Source organism: Conexibacter arvalis (genome assembly GCF_014199525.1).
Classification (GTDB): Bacteria; Actinomycetota; Thermoleophilia; order Solirubrobacterales; family Solirubrobacteraceae; genus Conexibacter; species Conexibacter arvalis.
Genome location: NZ_JACHNU010000001.1, coordinates 459285 through 476028, shown reverse-complemented (window position 1 = coordinate 476028; position 16744 = coordinate 459285). Strand labels below are relative to the sequence as shown.

The 16744-nt window shown below is 73.1% G+C and carries 16 protein-coding genes; 8 read left to right on the top strand and 8 right to left on the bottom strand.

What is annotated here, in order from left to right:
* Positions 1-3: 3 nt before the first annotated feature.
* The 3 genes from BDZ31_RS02165 to BDZ31_RS02155 are packed head-to-tail and all read left to right on the top strand — an operon-like array spanning position 4 to position 3449.
* Positions 4-888, top strand: coding sequence for a MaoC family dehydratase (locus tag BDZ31_RS02165; RefSeq protein ID WP_183338526.1), 885 nt, complete (start codon positions 4-6; stop codon positions 886-888).
* A 17-nt stretch (positions 889-905) separates the two neighbouring features.
* Positions 906-2201 (top strand): acyl-CoA dehydrogenase family protein, encoded by a 1296-nt coding sequence (locus BDZ31_RS02160; protein ID WP_183340942.1) that lies wholly within the window; start codon positions 906-908, stop codon positions 2199-2201.
* Positions 2202-2231: 30 nt separating this feature from the next.
* On the top strand, positions 2232-3449 hold the full coding sequence (locus BDZ31_RS02155) for an acyl-CoA dehydrogenase family protein (RefSeq protein WP_183338524.1): 1218 nt from the start codon (positions 2232-2234) through the stop codon (positions 3447-3449).
* 171 nt (positions 3450-3620) lie between these two features.
* On the opposite strand, the gene BDZ31_RS02150 is transcribed toward BDZ31_RS02155, so the two are convergent.
* The 5 genes from BDZ31_RS02150 to BDZ31_RS02130 all read right to left on the bottom strand — a co-directional run bounded on the left by BDZ31_RS02150 (position 3621) and on the right by BDZ31_RS02130 (position 8557).
* Entirely contained in the window at positions 3621-4499 is an 879-nt protein-coding gene (locus BDZ31_RS02150; protein ID WP_183338522.1) for a nucleotidyl transferase AbiEii/AbiGii toxin family protein, read from the bottom strand.
* Positions 4474-5520, bottom strand: a complete 1047-nt coding sequence (locus BDZ31_RS02145) for a hypothetical protein (protein ID WP_183338520.1) — start codon at positions 5518-5520, stop codon at positions 4474-4476. The genes BDZ31_RS02150 and BDZ31_RS02145 overlap by 26 nt, the downstream gene beginning before the upstream one ends.
* A gap of 95 nt (positions 5521-5615) precedes the next feature.
* Complete coding sequence (locus BDZ31_RS02140; RefSeq protein ID WP_183338518.1) at positions 5616-6551, bottom strand: sugar phosphate isomerase family; 936 nt, start codon at positions 6549-6551, stop codon at positions 5616-5618.
* 20 nt (positions 6552-6571) lie between these two features.
* Complete coding sequence (locus BDZ31_RS02135; protein ID WP_183338516.1) at positions 6572-7276, bottom strand: PIG-L deacetylase family protein; 705 nt, start codon at positions 7274-7276, stop codon at positions 6572-6574.
* Positions 7277-8557 (bottom strand): ROK family transcriptional regulator, encoded by a 1281-nt coding sequence (locus BDZ31_RS02130; protein ID WP_183338514.1) that lies wholly within the window; start codon positions 8555-8557, stop codon positions 7277-7279.
* Between the two features lie 92 nt (positions 8558-8649).
* Between BDZ31_RS02130 and BDZ31_RS02125 the strand changes: the two genes are divergently transcribed.
* The 4 genes from BDZ31_RS02125 to BDZ31_RS02110 are packed head-to-tail and all read left to right on the top strand — an operon-like array spanning position 8650 to position 13402.
* Entirely contained in the window at positions 8650-9750 is a 1101-nt protein-coding gene (locus BDZ31_RS02125) for an ABC transporter substrate-binding protein (protein WP_183338512.1), read from the top strand.
* A gap of 13 nt (positions 9751-9763) precedes the next feature.
* A complete protein-coding gene (locus BDZ31_RS02120) occupies positions 9764-10540 on the top strand; it encodes an ATP-binding cassette domain-containing protein (protein WP_343075505.1) in 777 nt (258 codons plus the stop codon).
* The gene (locus BDZ31_RS02115; protein WP_183338510.1) at positions 10540-11775 is read left to right on the top strand and encodes a sugar ABC transporter permease; all 1236 of its coding nucleotides are present in this window, start codon (positions 10540-10542) and stop codon (positions 11773-11775) included. Before BDZ31_RS02120 ends, BDZ31_RS02115 begins: the two co-directional genes overlap by 1 nt.
* Before the next feature lie 13 nt (positions 11776-11788).
* Positions 11789-13402, top strand: coding sequence for an FGGY family carbohydrate kinase (locus tag BDZ31_RS02110; protein WP_183338508.1), 1614 nt, complete (start codon positions 11789-11791; stop codon positions 13400-13402).
* Between the two features lie 78 nt (positions 13403-13480).
* On the opposite strand, the gene BDZ31_RS02105 is transcribed toward BDZ31_RS02110, so the two are convergent.
* Together BDZ31_RS02105 and BDZ31_RS02100 are read right to left on the bottom strand one after the other, a co-directional pair.
* The gene (locus BDZ31_RS02105; protein WP_221242787.1) at positions 13481-14272 is read right to left on the bottom strand and encodes a Type 1 glutamine amidotransferase-like domain-containing protein; all 792 of its coding nucleotides are present in this window, start codon (positions 14270-14272) and stop codon (positions 13481-13483) included.
* Positions 14269-15018 (bottom strand): Type 1 glutamine amidotransferase-like domain-containing protein, encoded by a 750-nt coding sequence (locus tag BDZ31_RS02100; protein ID WP_183338506.1) that lies wholly within the window; start codon positions 15016-15018, stop codon positions 14269-14271. The genes BDZ31_RS02105 and BDZ31_RS02100 overlap by 4 nt, the downstream gene beginning before the upstream one ends.
* A gap of 157 nt (positions 15019-15175) precedes the next feature.
* Between BDZ31_RS02100 and BDZ31_RS02095 the strand changes: the two genes are divergently transcribed.
* Complete coding sequence (locus BDZ31_RS02095) at positions 15176-15340, top strand: hypothetical protein (protein WP_183338504.1); 165 nt, start codon at positions 15176-15178, stop codon at positions 15338-15340.
* 88 nt (positions 15341-15428) lie between these two features.
* Here BDZ31_RS02095 and BDZ31_RS02090 read toward each other — a convergent pair whose 3' ends face one another.
* Entirely contained in the window at positions 15429-16694 is a 1266-nt protein-coding gene (locus tag BDZ31_RS02090; protein ID WP_221242786.1) for a cytochrome P450, read from the bottom strand.
* Positions 16695-16744 lie beyond the last annotated feature (50 nt).

Below are 16744 nucleotides of genomic sequence, written 5' to 3'. Positions count from 1 at the left end.
GCGATGGCCGCCGCCACTGCCAAGACGCGCGCGCTGCGCTCCTCGCCCGGCACCGCCGGTCTCTACGCGAAGGCCGCGCTGCCGCTGATCCCGGGCGCCTCGCTGCTGCCGTTCGTCGCGGGCGGCGGCTCGAAGATCCCGAGAACGGTCCTGACGCTCGACGGCGTCAAGGCGACGCGCGACGAGCTGGCCGCCTACGACCGCGTCTGCGGCTTCACGCTGCGCGACACGCTGCCGTCGACCTTCATCCACGTGAAGGCCTTCCCGCTGCACATGGCGCTGATGACCGACGGCTCGTTCCCGTTCGGCGCCGTCGGCCTCGTCCACCTGCGCAACCGCATCACGCAGCTGCGCCCGGTGGAGGCCGGCGAGCGGTTCGACCTGCGCGTCTCGACGATGCCGCTCCAGCCCCACCCGAAGGGCAGGACGTTCACGATCGTGAGCGAGGCGCGCGTCGGCGACGAGCTGGTGTGGCAGGACGCGAGCACGATGCTGCGCCGCGGCACGGGCGACAAGAGCGCGCCCAAGCCGCCTGAGGCAATCGGCGCCAGCCAATTGCCCTTCGTCGCGCAGTGGAAGCTCGGCGAGGAGCTCGGCCGCCGCTACGGCGCCGTCTCCGGCGACCGCAACCCGATCCACCTCCACGCGCTGACGGCGAAGGCGTTCGGCTTCCCGCGCGCGATCGCCCACGGCATGTGGACGAAGGCCCGCTGCCTGGCGGCGCTGGAGTCGACGCTGCCGGACGCCTACGCCGTCGACGTCACCTTCAAGCGGCCGGTGCTGCTGCCGTCGAAGGTGACGTTCGCCGCCGAGGACGGCCGCTTCGCCGTCCGCAACCCCAAAGACGACACGAAGATCCATCTGGAAGGAACGGTGACTGCCGCGTGAGCGTCGCAGATCGCAGCATGGGCCTGGGCCTGCGGGCGCTGGGCAAGTTCGCGGGCTCGGACCTCGTCGACAAGCTCGGCATCCGCAAGCAGTCCGAGGCCGTCGTCTACCGCGCGACGCGCGACGGCTTCCGCGCCGTCGGCGCCGCCAACCGCACCTTCAAGCAGGTGCAGCGCAACGGCAAGCAGCCGGCGCGCCTGAAGCCGTCGGGCTCGGGGATCTTCGACCTCACGCCGACCGACGAGCAGGCGATGCTGGCCGAGGCCTTCCGCGACTTCGCCGCCGAGAGACTGCGCCCGAACGCGCTGAAGGCCGACGAGGCCGCCGCGGCGCCGAAGGAGCTGCTCGCCGAGGCCAACGAGCTCGGCCTGACGATGCTCGGCGTGCCGGAGGAGCTCGGCGGCGCCGTCAGCGAGCGCTCGGCCGTCACGACCGTGCTCGCCGCCGAGGCGCTCGCGCACGGCGACATGGGCCTCGCCGTCGCCGCGCTCGCGCCGGCCGGCGTCGCGACCGCGCTGTCGCTGTGGGGCGACGCCCAGCAGCAGGGCACCTACCTGCCGGCGCTGCTGGAGGACGAGCCGGCCGTCGCCGCCTTCGCCGTCGCCGAGCCGCGCGCGCTGTTCGATCCGTTCGAGCTGCAGACGACAGCCCGCATCGACGGCGCCGACTACGTCCTCTCCGGCGTGAAGGCGCTCGTGCCGCGCGCGAGCGAGGCCGAGCTGCTGATCGTCGCCGCCAGAATCGCCGGCCACGGCCCGGGCCTCTTCCTCGTCGAGACGAAGGCCGACGGCGTGCTCGCGAAGCCGGCGCCGGGGATGGGCGTCCGCGCCGGCGGCTTCGGCGAGGTGCTGCTGGAGGACGTCCGCGTCGCCGCCGGCGCGCTGCTCGGCGACGGCTCGCCGAAGGTCTACGCGGAGGCGATCCGCCGCGCCCGCCTTGGCTGGTGCGCGCTGTCGGTCGGCGCCGGCAAGGCGGCGCTCGACTACGTGATCCCGTACGTCAACGAGCGCGTCGCCTTCGGCGAGCCGATCTCGCACCGCCAGTCGGTCGCGTTCGCCGTCTCCAACATCGCGATCGAGCTGGAGGGCATGCGGCTGGCGACGCTGCGCGCGGCGGCCCGCGCCGACGCCGACAAGGAGTTCGGCCGCGAGGTCGCGCTGGCGCGGCATCTCTGCAGCGAGAAGGGCGCGGCGATCGGCTCCGAGGCCGTCCAGCTGCTCGGCGGCCACGGCTACATCAAGGAGCACCCGGTCGAGCGCTGGTACCGCGACCTGCGTGCCGTCGGCGTCGCCGAGGGCGCCCTGCTCGTCTAGCGGCCCGATCCGGAAGAGGAAACCGATCTCATGATGAACCTCGAAACACCGAAGAAGTTCCTCCCGCTGGTCGGCCAGGCCCACCAGGTGGCGGAGGAGATCTTCCGCCCGGTCTCGCGCAAGTACGACCAGGAGGAGCACGCCTACCCGAGAGAGCTCGACATGCTGGCGGCGCTGCTCGACGGCATGAACGACGGCTCCGACATGGGCGGCGGCGCCGGCGCCGGCGGCGTGCGCCGCCAGGAGGGCAACGGCGACGAGATCCGCAACGGCTCGAACATGTCGACCGCGCTCGGGATCATGGAGCTGTGCTGGGGCGACGTCGGCCTGCTGCTGTCGATGCCGCGCCAGGGCCTCGGCAACTCGGCGATCGCGTCGGTCGCCAACGACGAGCAGCTGGAGCGCTTCAGAGGCAAGTGGGCGGCGATGGCGATCACCGAGCCGGAGGCCGGCTCGGACTCCGCCGCCATCCGCACGACCGCCGAGTACGACGAGAGAACCGGCGAGTACGTCCTCAACGGCGAGAAGATCTACGTCACCTCGGGCGAGCGCGCCGACCTCGTCGTCGTGTGGGCGACGCTCGACCGCAGCAAGGGTCGCGCGGCGATCAAGTCGTTCGTCGTCGAGCGCTCCAACCCGGGCATGAAGCTCGACCGCCTCGAGCACAAGCTCGGCATCCGCGCCTCCGACACCGCGGCGTTCATCCTCGACAACTGCCGCGTGCCGAGAGAGAACCTGCTCGGCTCGCCCGAGGTCGACGTCAAGAGAGGCTTCGCGGGCGTCATGCAGACGTTCGACAACACGCGGCCGCTCGTCGCCGCGATGGCCGTCGGGCTGACGCGCGCCTGCCTGGAGCAGACGAAGGAGCTGCTCGCCGAGGCCGGCGTCGAGGTCGACTACGACAAGCCGGCCCAGTCGCAGCACGCGGCCGCCGCCGAGTACCTGTCGATGGAGGCCGACTACGAGGCCGCCCGCCTGCTGACGATGGAGGCCACCTGGATGGCCGACAACAGCAAGCCCAACTCGCTGCAGGCCTCCTACGCCAAGGCGAAGGCCGGCCGCACCTGCGTCGACGTCGCGCTGCGCTGCGTGCGCCTCTGCGGCGCGCGCGGCTACGGCGAGGAGCTGCTGCTGGAGAAGTGGGCGCGCGACGGCAAGATCCTCGACATCTTCGAGGGCACCCAGCAGATCCAGCTGCTGATCATCGCCCGCCAGCTGCTCGGCAAGAGCTCGCAGGAGCTCAGATAGCCAACGCCTCTCGGCGCGGGCCGCGAGGCCGGCGCCGAGACGCGCGCGTGCGAGGCGTGCCCCTCGCGCGCGCGGCGGCGGACGGGAGCGTGCCCTCCCGTCGGCCCCGGCGAGGAGGCGGCCCGGTGTGCTGGTGGTGCGGATCGCACCGGGCCGCTTCCCGCCACTTCCCTAGCCCAGGATCCCCGCCGCTCGACAGGCGGTCAGGAGGTCCGAGATCTCACCGTGAGCGTCGGCGAGGTCGGCGTCGTGATCGGGGCCGTCCAGGAACTCCGCCGCACGCGACGGTCCGACGCTGTCGAGCGTGGCGAAGTCGCGTGCGAGGACGTCGAACGCCTCGCTGACGAGCTCTTGCTGCGTGTGTGCGTGCACTCGCAGACGGTTCACCACATCCGCTTGCCCGCGGCTCCAGTTGCGCAGCAGGTAGATGAGGTCGTAGACGTCCTTCGGTTTGCCGCGGCCGGCGAAAGCGAGCGCCTTCAGCACGACGAATGCGCCTGGCCCGCAGACCGGTATCTCGCGTCTGGCTCGCTCACCTCTCAGCGTGTGGCCTTCGAGCGGTGTCCAGACTCGCTCCTCGAACGCCAGCGCCACGCCGGGCACGACGTACGCGCCGAGGTCGGGGAGGAGGTGTTTCACGCTCGCCGGCTCCGCGTCCGGTTCCGGCGGTGCGATCAGGAAATCGATCGTGACCTTCCTGCCCTGCAGTCTCCAGCGCTGGCTCGTCGGGTTCCCGTTCGCGTTGACGTCCGGTTCGAACCGCTCCTGTCGCAGCTGCGTCGCGATCTCCGCGTATCGCGCGTCGTCGAGCAGCGTGATCGCCAGTCCGACGTCGAGGTCGTTCGTTCCGATGTGCGGTCCGTCTGGGCCCGGCGCGGTCTGATCGACGAGCAGGAGAGGGACGAGGCCCCCGACGATGCAGATCTCGTCGAGCAAGGAGCCGAGCGCCACCGCGACGGTGAGGCAGGCCGACCGCACCTGCTCGGTCTCGCCGGCGGCATAGTCGCCGCGCACGCGCGGGCGGTCAGCCGCGACGCCAGAGTCGTCCACGGAGCTGCGTCGCCGCGTCCTCGGCGCGCTCGGGAAGGTGTCGCAGATCGAGGTAGACCTGGACCGGGGCGACGCAGGGGATCCGCTGCCGGAGGGCTCCACCGGCGAACACGCCCTCGTCGTTGGGGGCTACCAGCTGAACGTTCGCTCCCCGCTCGTTCTGCCGCAGGCCGATCGCGTCTGCCGCCGAATGCGGATCACCGTGCACGTAGACGCTGCACAGCCGGAAGCGAGCGTACTCGTCGATCAGCCAGGCGGCGGGAAGACCGGTGAACGCGTGTTCGATGCCGACGTCGTGGAGGCGGACATGCAGCTGTTCGGTCAGCGCCGTGGACGACCCCGAGAGGTGGCCGGGGACGATCTCGTGCTGGGCGAAGTCATAGTCGTCATCCCAGGCGTCGAGCAGCAGGTCGGGATCGCGGGGTCGCAGCCGCCGTCCGTCGCGCTCCAGCAGGCGCTCCTCGTCGAGTCGTCTCACGACGCGCGACACGAGGCTGTCGTCGAGCCCGGTCGACGCTGCGAGATCGGACTGGCGCCACCATCTCGACGGGTCCAGCAGCAGCGCTCGGGAGACGCGCGAGCTCTTGGGGGCGAAGGGAGAGGAGGGACGTCCCCGCGGTCTCATCACGTCCGGGCGTCCGCGAACGTGCACGTAGTAGTGCTCGCCGAAGAGCTGGGCATTGCCGGCGAGGTCGATCCAATCGAGGCCGCGCTCTCGTGCCGTCTGCATGCCGGCTCGTGTCATGTAGGGGACGACGACCGCCACGTCGGCGATCGGATCCGCGGATTCCATGACCTCTCGGAGCTGCGTCGCAGCGTCGTCGATCGCGCCGGGGCGCGACGACGGCGTGACATGGAGGCACAGATCTCGGCCGTGGATGCGTGCGACCGCGTCGATTCCGGCAACGTCGGAGCCGAAGCGGAGGCCTGCCTCCCCGTCGAACAGCTCGGCGAGCACAGACGAAAGGCGCTCGCGCACCGGACGTTCGAGCGGCCGTCGGCGGTGGTGGCGCTCCTGCATGAATAGCCATAGTTGCACGCGCGCGCAGGAACCGCAATTTATGCAACTCCCGTGTGGTCGAGCCGCCAGCCGCTCGACCACACGGGCCGTGATCGCTACGACATGTCGACCGCGAGGTCGTCGGCGACGCTGCCGAGCAGCGTGTAGTCGGTCCGCGTCTCCTGCAGGAGCGTGCCGGGCACGAACTCCGAGACGGGGCCGTAGGCGACGAGGCGGGCGATGAAGCGCTGCCATGAGAAGCCGCCGCCGAGGTCGCCGTCGAGCCAGAAGGAGCGGTGCTTGGCGCCAAGGATCTCGCGCGGGCCGATCGTGTTCGCCTTCGGCGGGACCCACGACCAGTCGCCGCCGAACGAGTGCAGCGCGTTCTGCATCACCGTCATCGGGTGGAGGTCGACGGTGCGCGCGCCGGCGGCGCGGTAGGCGTCGAGGTCGCCGTCGAACTCGTGGCCGAGGTGCGGCTCCCAGAAGGCGATGTGGCCCGACCAGCCGATGCCGCCATAGCAGGCGTCGGCGCCTCCGAGCGCCTCCAGGCGGGCGCTGTAGTCGCCGATCTTCTCGCTGGTCGGGAAGTGGATCTGCTCCTCCGGCGGGCGCAGCTCCGGGTCGATGCGGCCGAAGAAGTGCTGCCACATCGCGCGCTGGAACGAGCCCTCCCACGACGGCGGGGCGGTGCGGCCCTCGTCGTCGGCGTACTCGTCCATGTTGAACGTGTGGACGTGGCGCAGCGAGATCCGCCGCTCGTTGATCGCGCGCGCCGCCAGCTCGAACTGCGGCACCGGCCCGACCGGCAGGATCGCGACGAACTGCTCGCCGGCGTCGCGGGCGGCCGTGATGCGGCCGAGGATGTCGTCGGCGAAGCGCCGGTAGAAGACGGCGGGGTCGTCGACGACGGAGATGCGGAAGTCGGGGTTGGGGTGCTCTCCGCGCTCCAGCGTCGCGCGCGGGATCGCGCGGACTCGCTCGCAGGCGTCGCGGTCGCGGAAGGCGCTCACGCCGGCAAGGTCGTAGGAGAACGTCGTCGTCGGGGTCACGGTCGGTCCTTTCGGGTGCTTCACGGCAGCAGGCGGACGGTGCGGTTGCGGAGCCACGTGCGGCAGGGCGCGAAGCCCTCCGCGTAGGCGACGCCGCTCTGGAAGCCGCGGTAGGCGGACGCGATCCGCGCCTGCTCGACGATGTCGACGCCGTCGTGCTCGCGCAGCCACGACAGCTGGCTGTCGTGGGCGCCGAGCATCGCCAGCTTCGTCTCGATGTGGTCGCTGACGTCCACGTACTCGGTCGGCGAGAAGCCGACGCCCGCGACGGTGTCGAAGTGGTAGACGGCGGCGACCTCGTCGTGGTGGGGCGCGTCGGTCTCCAGCAGCGGGAGCGTCGCCGTGAAGCTGGCGTCGACGACGAGGCGCGAGACCTCGTTGTGGTCGCGCATGTAGTCGCCCTCGGCGTGCGTCAGCACGAGCTGGGGGCGCGTGCGGCGGATCAGGTCGATCACCAGCCATCGCTGCTCGGGGTCGGAGCCGTCGGCCTCCCCGTCGGGGATGCCGAGCGAGACGTGCGCGGCGCCGCCGATCTCGGCCGCCCTGCGCGCCTCCTGGAGGCGGATCGCGCGGATCTCCTCGGAGCTGTGGACGAAGCTGCCGCGGTCACCCGCGCAGACGTTGCACATCGTCACCGCGTGGCCTTCGGCGGCGAGGCGGGCGAGCGTGCCGCCGCACAGCAGCTCGAGGTCGTCCGGGTGGGCGGCGACGGCGAGGACTCTCATCTATCTGGTGCTCCCTGCGAGCTCGGGTTCGGCGAGATGCGTGCGCTCCACGATCTCGGTGGCGCGGCGGACGGCGCCGAGCGCGACCGCCTCGTCGCTGAGGGTCGAGATCAGGAATCGCGGCGTGAAGGGGACGTAGCGCGCGACCTCGTCGCGCAGCGGGCCGACGAGCGCCTCGCCGGCGCGCGAGAGGCCGCCGCTGACGATCACCGTGCGCGGGTTGAGCGCGCAGGCGAGGCAGGCGATCCCCTGGCCGAGCACGGCGACCGCCTCGTCGACGATCGCGCGGGCGGTCGCGTCGCCCTCGGCGGCGGCGTCGAAGACCGTCTTCGCCTCGATCGCCGCGACGTCGCCGCCGGCCAGCTCGAGCAGCCGCGCGCCGTCCGGGGTCAGGGCGGCCGCCTGTGCGCGGCGCGCGATGCCGACGCCGCCGGTCGCGGTCTCGAACGGGCCGAAGCCGCCGCGCTCGGAGGCGCCGGCGGCGAGCGCGCCGCCGAGCGGCATCAGGCCGATCTCGCCGGCGCCGCCGTCGGCGCCGCGGACGACCTGGCCGTTGACGAGCAGCGCCGCGCCGACGCCCATCCCGACCTGCACGTAGAGCGCGTCGTCGAGGCCGGCGGCGAGGCCGTGCCACTGCTCGGCGAGCAGCGACAGATGGACCTCGCGGTCGACCTGGACGGGGCAGTCGAAGATCTCCTGCAGCCGCGCGCGCAGCGGGATCCCCTCCCAGTCGCGCAGCTGCGGCACGGTCGTGACGACGCCGTCGGCGGAGACGACGCCGGGCGTGCCGGCGACGACGGCGAGCAGCCGCTCGGGCGCGACGCCGGCGCCCGCGAGCAGCGCGGGGGCGCTGCGGGCGACCTCGTCGAGGATCGCCTGCGGGCCACGGGGAGCCAGCTCGCGCAGGCTGCGGCGGGCGCGCGCGACGACCTCGCCGGTCGCGTCTGCGAGCAGCAGCATCAGCTTGTCGGCGCCGATGTCGATCCCGAGCACGTGCCCGAAGTCGGCCCGGAAGGCGTACAGCTGCGCCGGGCGCCCGGTGCGCTGGGGCGGGCCGTCGGCGCCTTCGACCGGCTCGACCCAGCCGGCGCGGTGGAGCTCCTCGACGACCCCGTTGACGGTCGGCTTCGAGAGGCCCGTGACGCGGGCCAGCTCGGCGCGCGAGCGCGGGCCGGAGGTGCGCAGCTCGCGGAGGATCCGCCCGGCGTTGAGCCGTCGCATGAGGGCCGGCGAGCCGGTCGCCTCCTTGACATGTCGGGTGTCGGGCAGTATCTCTTCCATCGTTCGTTAGGGAAGGTTACTTACAAAGTCGCCGCCATTGCAAGCCCGCGGCGACAGGGAGAGAGGCGGTTGACATGAGGAACATCGCGCATATGCGCAAGCTGGTGCCACTGCTGGCGATCGCGGCCGCCGCGGCGCTGGCCGGCTGCGGATCGAGCGACGACGACGGGTCGACGACCGGCGGCGGCAGCAGCGGCGACGCCGGCTCGGTCGCCTTCCTGCTGCCCGACACCGTCCTGACGCGCTGGGAGCAGCAGGACCGCCCCGCGTTCGTCGAGGCGGCGAGAAGAGCCTGCCCCGACTGCAAGGTGATGACGTACAACGCCCAGGGCGACGCCGCCAAGCAGCAGAGCCAGGCCGAGGCCGCGATCACCAACGGCGCGAAGGTGCTCGTGATCACCGCCGTCGACACCGACGCCGCCGCCGGCATCGTCGCGAAGGCCCACCAGCAGGACGTCAAGGTCATCTCCTACGGCCGCATCATCCAGAACGCGGACGTCGACTACGGCATCACGCTCGACCCCGTCGAGGTCGGCGAGATGCAGGCGAGAGACCTCGTCGAGACGCTCGAGAGGGACGGCAAGGGCGACGGCAGCATCATCATGGTCAACGGCTCGCCGACCGACCAGGCCGCCCCGCTCTACAAGAGAGGCGCCCACAACGTCATCGACGCCAGCGACCTCAGAGTCGTCAAGGAGTACGACACTCCGAACTGGGACCCGCAGAGAGCGCAGGCGCAGGTCGAGCAGGCGATCACCGCCGTCGGCAAGGACGGCTTCGACGCGATCTACGCCGCCAACGACGGCACCGGCGGCGGCTCGATCGCCGCGATGAAGGGCGCCGGCATCGACCCGTCGACCAAGCCCGTCACCGGCCAGGACGCCGAGCTCGCCGCGATCCAGCGGATCCTCGCCGGCGAGCAGCTCAACACGATCTACCAGCCGATCCCCGTCTTCGGCGCCAGAGCGGCCGAGATCGCCGTCGCGCTCGCGCAGGGCAGAGAGCCGCCGGCCGGGATCATCAACGGCGAGGTCGACAACGGCCAGAAGCAGGTCCCGACCTACCTCTACGAGCCGGTCCTGGTGAAGCGGGACAACGTCGCCGACACCGTCGTCAGAGACGGGTTCCTGACCGTCGAGCAGATCTGCACCGCGCCGTACAGAGCCGCCTGCAGAGACGCCGGGCTGCTGTAGGGACGTGAATCGCGTGACCGTGAAGGAGGAACGGGAGCCGCTGCTGTCGCTGCGCGGCGTCAGCAAGCGCTTCGGCGCCGTCAGAGCGCTCGACGACGTCTCGTTCGAAGTCGCCGCCGGCGAGGTCGTCGCGCTCGTCGGCGACAACGGCGCCGGCAAGTCGACGCTGATCCAGGTGATGTCGGGGACGCTCGTCCCCGACACCGCGGAGGTCCGCTTCGACGGCAGGGAGGTCTCGCTCGGAAGCCCCGCCGACGCCAGCCGGCTCGGCGTCGCGACCGTCTACCAGGACCTCGCGCTGTGCGACAACCTCGACGTCGTCGCCAACCTCCATCTCGGTCACGAGACGCATGCCGCCGCGGTCCTCTCCGAGGTCGAGATGGAGCGCAGAGCGGTCGGCCTGCTCGACGAGCTGTCGGTGCGCGTGCCATCGCTGCGCACGCCCGTCGGCATGCTCTCGGGCGGCCAGCGGCAGTGCATCGCGATCGCGCGCACGCTGCTCGGCGCCCCAAGGGTCGTGCTGCTCGACGAGCCGACCGCGGCGCTCGGGCTCGTGCAGAAGGAGCAGGTGCTCGACCTCGTGCGCCGGCTGAAGGCGCGCGGCCTCGGCGTCGTGCTGATCTCCCACAACATGGCGGAGGTGTTCGCGGTGGCAGATCGCGTCATCGTCCTGCGGCTCGGCAGACGGGTCGCGACGCTGCCGGCGGTCGCCGAGCAGCAGCAGGCCGTCGTCGCCGCGATCACCGGCGCCGACGGCGGGATCCCGGTCGCGGCGGGAGGGTTCGCCTGATGTCGCTCTCGACCGCCCCCGCCCCGCAGCCGGCCGGCGGGCCGCCCGACGCCGGCGGCGGGCCGGAGGGCTCGCCGCTGAAGCGGCTGTTCGCCTTCTCGTCGCTGAACGCGGCGAAGCTCGGCTCGCTCCAGGTCGTGATCGGCCTGGTGGTGATCTGGACGGTCTTCGCGCTCGCGCACGACCGCTTCCTGACGGCCACCAACCTCACCAACCTCGCGCTGCAGATCGCCGCCGTCGGGACGATCTCGATCGGCGTCGTGCTCGTGCTGCTGCTCGGCGAGATCGACCTCTCGATCGGCTCCGTCAGCGGCCTCTGCGCCGGCATCATGGCGGTGCTGAACGTCAAGCACGGCCTCGACCCGGTGCTGGCGATCGTGCTCGCGCTGCTCGCCGGCGCGGCGATCGGCCTGCTCCAGGGCGCGATCGTCACCGCCTTCGGCGTGCCGTCGTTCGTCGTCACGCTCGGCGGCCTGATCGCCTGGCAGGGCGCGCAGCTGATGGTGCTCGGCGACACCGGCTCGATCAACGTCACCGACCCGACGATCACCGGCCTGACGAGCACCTTCTACCCGGCCGAGGTCGGCTGGGCGCTCGCCGCCGCCGGCCTCGCCGTCGCGGTCGTCGCGACCGTCCGCAGCCGCCGCTCGCGGACCGCCGCCGGGCTGCCGGTCGGCGCCGTCGCGTGGGACGTCGTGCGGATCGCGCTGCCGGCCGCCGTCGGCGTCGCCGCGCTGCTGATGTTCGGCTCCGCGCGCGGCGTGCCGCTGTCGGTGCTGATCTTCCTCGGCCTCGTGATCGCGATGGACCTCGTCTGCCGCCGGACGCTGTTCGGCCGCCACCTGTTCGCGATCGGCGGCAACGCGAAGGCGGCGCGGCGGGTCGGCATCAAGGTCAAGCGGATCCGCCTGCTCGTCTTCGTGCTGGCGTCGACCTTCGCGGCCGCCGGCGGCATCCTCGCCGCCTCGCGCCTGCTGGCGGTCAACCAGGCGTCGGGCTCCGGCGACGTGCTGCTGAACGCGATCGCCGGCGCCGTGATCGGCGGCACCTCGCTGTTCGGCGGCCGCGGCTCGGTCTGGTCGGCGCTGCTGGGCGCGCTCGTGATCGGCTCGGTCTCCAACGGCATGGACCTGCTGGCGCTCGAGTCGTCGGTCAAGTTCATGGTCACCGGCGCGGTGCTCGTGCTCGCGGTCGTGATCGACGCGACGACCAACAGACGGCGCGACGACGCATGAGAGGATCGCGGGCGTGAGCGCGCGGCTGGTCGGCCTCGACGTCGGCACCTCCTCCGTCAAGGGCCTGGCGATCGACCCCGACGGGACGGTGCTCGCCCGCGCCGAGCGCGCCTACCCGGTCGCGACGCCGCGACCGGGCTGGGCCGAGCAGGATCCCGAGCTGTGGTGGGCGGCCGCCGAGGCGGTGCTCGCCGAGGTCGGCGCGGCCGACGCCGACGGCATCGGCTTGAGCGGCCAGATGCACGGGCTGGTCGCGCTCGACCGCGCCGGCCGTCCCCTGCGTCCGGCGATCCTCTGGAACGACGCGCGCACCGGCGCCGAATGCGACGAGATCGAGCGGCGGATCGGCCGCGAGCGGCTCGTCGCGCTGACCGGCAACCGCGCGCTCGCCGGCTTCACCGCGCCGAAGCTGCTGTGGATGCGGCGACACGAGCCCGAGCTGTGGGCGCGGATCGCCGCGATCGCGCTGCCGAAGGACTACGTCCGGCTGCGGCTGTGCGGCGAGCTGGCCAGCGACGTCGCAGACCTGTCGGGCACGCTGCTGCTCGACGTCGCGGCGCGCGACTGGAGCGGCGAGCTGCTCGACGCGCTCGAGGTCGAGCGCGCGTGGCTGCCGCGGGTGCTGGAGTCGCCCGACGTGAGCGGGATGGCGTACGCGGACGCGGCGGGCGGCGGCGGTGCGGCGGCGGGCGCGGCGGGCGCGGGCGGCCGTGGCGCCCCCGGTGCGGCGGCGGGCGTGGCGGGCGCGGCCGGCGGTGGCGCGCCCGGTGCGGCGGAGGGCGCGGCGCGCGGCGCCGGCGGGCGGCGCGGCCGTGCCGGCGGCGTGCCGGTCGCGGCCGGCGCCGGCGACCAGGCCGCCGGCGCGCTCGGCGTCGGCGCGATCGGACCCGGCGACCCGCTGTCGGTCGTGCTCGGCACCTCCGGCGTCGTCTTCGGCGGCGAGGCCGCCTACCGCTACGACGGCGCCGGCCGCGTCCACGCCTTCTGCCACGCGGCGCCGGCGACGTGGCACACGATGGGCGTCGTGCTGTCGGCCGGCGGCGCGCTCGCCTGGCTGAAGCGCGCCTTCGGCGAGGTGCCGATCGACCGCCTGCTGGCCGAGGCGGCCGAGGTGCCGCCGGGCGCCGACGGCGTCCTCTTCGCACCGTACCTCGCCGGCGAGCGGACGCCCCACGCCGACCCCGACGTGCGCGGCGCCTTCCTCGGCCTCTCGCTCCACCACACGCGCGGCGCGCTCGTGCGGGCGGTGCTGGAGGGCGTCGCCTTCGCGCTGCGCGAGTCGCTGCTGCTGGTCGACCCGGCGCGGCGCCACGACGTCGCCCGGCTCTCCGGCGGCGGCGCGCGCTCTCCGCTGTGGCGCGAGATCGTCGCCGCCGTGCTCGACCTGCCGCTGGAGCTGTGCGCGATCCCCGACGGCGCCGCCTTCGGCGCGGCGCTGCTCGGCGGCGTCGCGGGCGGCATCTTCGCCGACGTCCCGAGCGCGGTCGCCGCGACCGTGCGCGCCGAGCGGACGGTCGCGCCGCGCCCCGACTGGGTCGCCGCCTACGCGCCGCTCGCCGAGCGCTACGCCGCCGCCTACCCGGCGCTCGCCCCGCTCGCCTCGGTCCAGCCGCTGCGCATGCGGTAGCGGCGGCGACGGCGCCGCCCGCCTCCGTGCAGCCCCGCGCATGCGCAGCGGCGCGCCGGGCTCGCACGGCCCGCCCGCTCAGTCGCGCCGCAGCCCGCCGCGGCGCAGGTCGCGCAGCTCGCGGATCGCGTCGGATGTCGGCGTCTCCAGCGGTCTGCCGGCCGTGCGGCCGAGCAGCCGCGGCTCGATCCGGTGACGGACCAGCTCGCCGCCGATCGCGTCGACCCGGAGCGCGGCCGTCCCCGGCCGCGAGCTGACGACCTTCGCCATCTTCCTGCCGTGGAAGAGCAGGCCGACGCCGTCGTCGGCCGCCCAGCCGCCGGGCAGCTCGCCCCGTCTGACGGCGTGCAGCCAGACCGGCAGCCGCTCCGGCTCGCCGTCGGCGTGGACGGTGAACGAGCCGGGCAGCAGCCCCAGCCCTCTGATGATCTCCGGCGGGCCGCCGGAGCGGGTGATGCCGCCCTCGAACCAGCACATCGCCCCGGCGCTGAGGCCGGCGAGCACGATCCCGCGCTCCCACGCCTCGCGCAGCAGCAGGTCGAGCCCGTGCGCCGCCCAGATCGCGAGCAGGTTGCGCATCGAGCCGCCGCCGACGTAGATCACGTCCTGCTCCAGCACGATGTCGGCGAGCGTGCGCGACGAGCCGTGGCGGCGGAACAGCGACAGGTGGGCCGCCGACGCGGTGCGGCCGAAGCGGCCGTAGAAGGAGGTGATCTGCGCGGTCGGGTCGCCGGAGGCGGTCGGCAGGAAGAGGATCCTTGGCTCGCGTGCGTCGGTCAGCGACAGGATGTAGTCGTCGAGGGCGGGGTTGTCGGGCTCCATCGTGAAGCCGCCGCCGCCCATCGCGACGATGCGCCGTCGATCGCTCACGCGGTCATCAGCAGGTCCGGCGTCACCGTTCCGAGATAGCGCGGGTCGAGCGCCGTCTCGACGATCTCGCCGTCGACCGGCTCGACCCGGTAGGCCTGCGCTCTCGGGCGCGAGCTGACGACGTGGCGCAGCCGCCGGTGCTCGAAGTGGAGCGCCGCGCCGTCGTCGGCCGCGTAGCCGGGCCGCACGCCGTCGCCGACGAAGCGCCGGTACTCCTCGCGCCGCGCCGGCTCGCCGTCGTAGTGGACGCAGTTGGAGAAGGGCAGCAGCCCGAGCCCGCGCACGACGCGCGGCGCGCCGTGGAAGGCGGTGACCGCCTCCGAGAACCAGCAGAGCGAGCCGGCGGAGAGGCCGCACAGCACGACCCCGTTGCGCCACGCGGCCCTGAGGACGCGGTCGAGCCCGTGGGCGCGCCAGGCGCCGAGCAGCGAGACGACGCTGCCGCCGCCGACGTAGATCAGGTCCTGCGCGAGCAGGTGCGCGGCGAGGTCGCCCTCGACGGCGCCGTCGCCGCGGTCGCGGCGGAAGAGCGAGACGTGGGAGGTCTCGCAGCGCTGCGAGAAGGCGCGGTAGAAGCGGACGACGTAGTGGTCGGCGTCGCCCGAGGCGGTGGGGATGAAGCAGACGCGCGGCCGATCGCTCCCCGTGAGCGACAGGACGTAGTTGTCCAGCAGCGGGTTCCCGGCCTCCATCGAGAACCCGCCGCCGCCGAAGGCCACGATCTGCGGGGGTCGAGTGGTCGTCATGGGACGAGTATGCGGACCCCTCGCCCCCCTGTCTTTGCGCGGAAGTCCAGAGTTGAGTGGACAGACGGACAACACACGCGCAGGGGCGAACTGGTCCTCTGCCACACCTCTGTTGCGGCATGCGCCACACACGCCCACACCCAGCTACGGTGATCCGATGGATCCGTCCCAGGATCACGCCGAGAGCCCCGAAGAGCGTTACGACCGCATCCACCGCTGGCTGAGACAGGAGGTGTGGCCGGTCCTCGCCCCGGACGGCCCCAGCGACCCGGTTCCCCGTTCCGAATGGGGAAGGTATCTCGGCTACGGCTCCGACGAGTGATCGTCGACAGCTCCGCGCTCGTGGCCACGCTGCTGGAGGAGCGCGGTTGACTTGGTGCGGTGAGTCAGACGGCCGGCGTCGGCCGTGCTCAGCGCTTCGCGGCGACGGTGAGACGGCCGCCGGCGGCGGGGGTGAACGTGACGAAGCGGCGGACGATCCGCTCCGGCGCGGCGGCCGTCGGCTCCAGGCGCGCCGCGGCGAGGATCGCCTGCAGGACGACGCGCATCTCGTGGAGGGCGAAGGCGGCGCCGAGGCAGCGGCGGATGCCGCCGCCGAAGGGGATCCACTCGTAGGTCCCCGGTCTTCTGCCGAGGAAGCGCTCCGGGCGGAAGGAATGGGGATCGGGGTAGAGGCCCGGGTCGTGGTGGATCAGCCATATGCTCGGCGCGATGTTGACGCCGGCTGGCAGCTGCCAGCCGCCGAACGTCATCGGCGCCTGCAGCTTGCGCACGACGGCCGGCACGACCGGGCGCAGGCGCAGCGTCTCGGTGATGACGGCGTCGAGGTAGGCGGTGCCGTCGGCCCAGCCGCCGGCTGCCTCGCGCTCCAGCCGCGCCAGCACCTCCGGCTCGCGCGTGACGCGCTCCAGCGTCCACGACAGCGCCGTCGCCGTTGTCTCGTGCCCGGCGACCAGCAGCGTCATCAGCTCGTCGCGCAGCTCGGCGTCGGTCATCGGCGCGCCCGCCTCGTCGCGCGCCTCCAGCAGCAGCGAGAGGATGTCGTCGCGACCGCTGCCGCCCGCGGCCAGCTCGGCGCGGCGGGCGCCGATCTCCTCGTGGATCATCGCGTCGACCGGCGCCATCATCCGGCGGATGCGGCCCCATGGCGCGCGCGGCCGCGTGCCCTCCGATCTCGTCAGCTGGAGCAGCAGCATCTGCGCCGGGCTGACCGCCGCGTCGAGCAGCCGCCGCAGCGGCGCCGACAGCTGCGCGACGCGCGCCGGCTCCTCGACGCCGAAGACGACCCGCAGGATCACCTCCAGCGTGATCGCCTGCATCGAGTCGCGCACCGGGAACGGCCTGCCGACCGGCCAGCGCGCGACGTGCTCGGCGGCGATCGCGTCGATCCGCTCGCCGTAGGCGCGCATCCGCTCGCCGTGGAAGGGCGGCAGCAGCAGGCGTCGCTGGCGCAGGTGCTCGGGCCCGTCGAGCAGCAGTACCGAGCGCTCGCCGAGCAGCGGTCTCAGGACGACGTTGCCCTGTCCGGCGTAGAGCAGGTCGGGGTCGCCGGTCAGCACCTCGCGCGCGACGGTCGGGTCGGAGGAGAGCACGACGGTGCGGCCCTGCGAGATCTCCAGCGTGAAGATCGAGCCGTAGCGGTCGCGGCACTCCTCCAGGAAGCCGGTCGCCTGCAACAGGAAGCGCGCGGCCGAGACGGCGCGCGGTCCGCGCGGCCCGGGCGGCA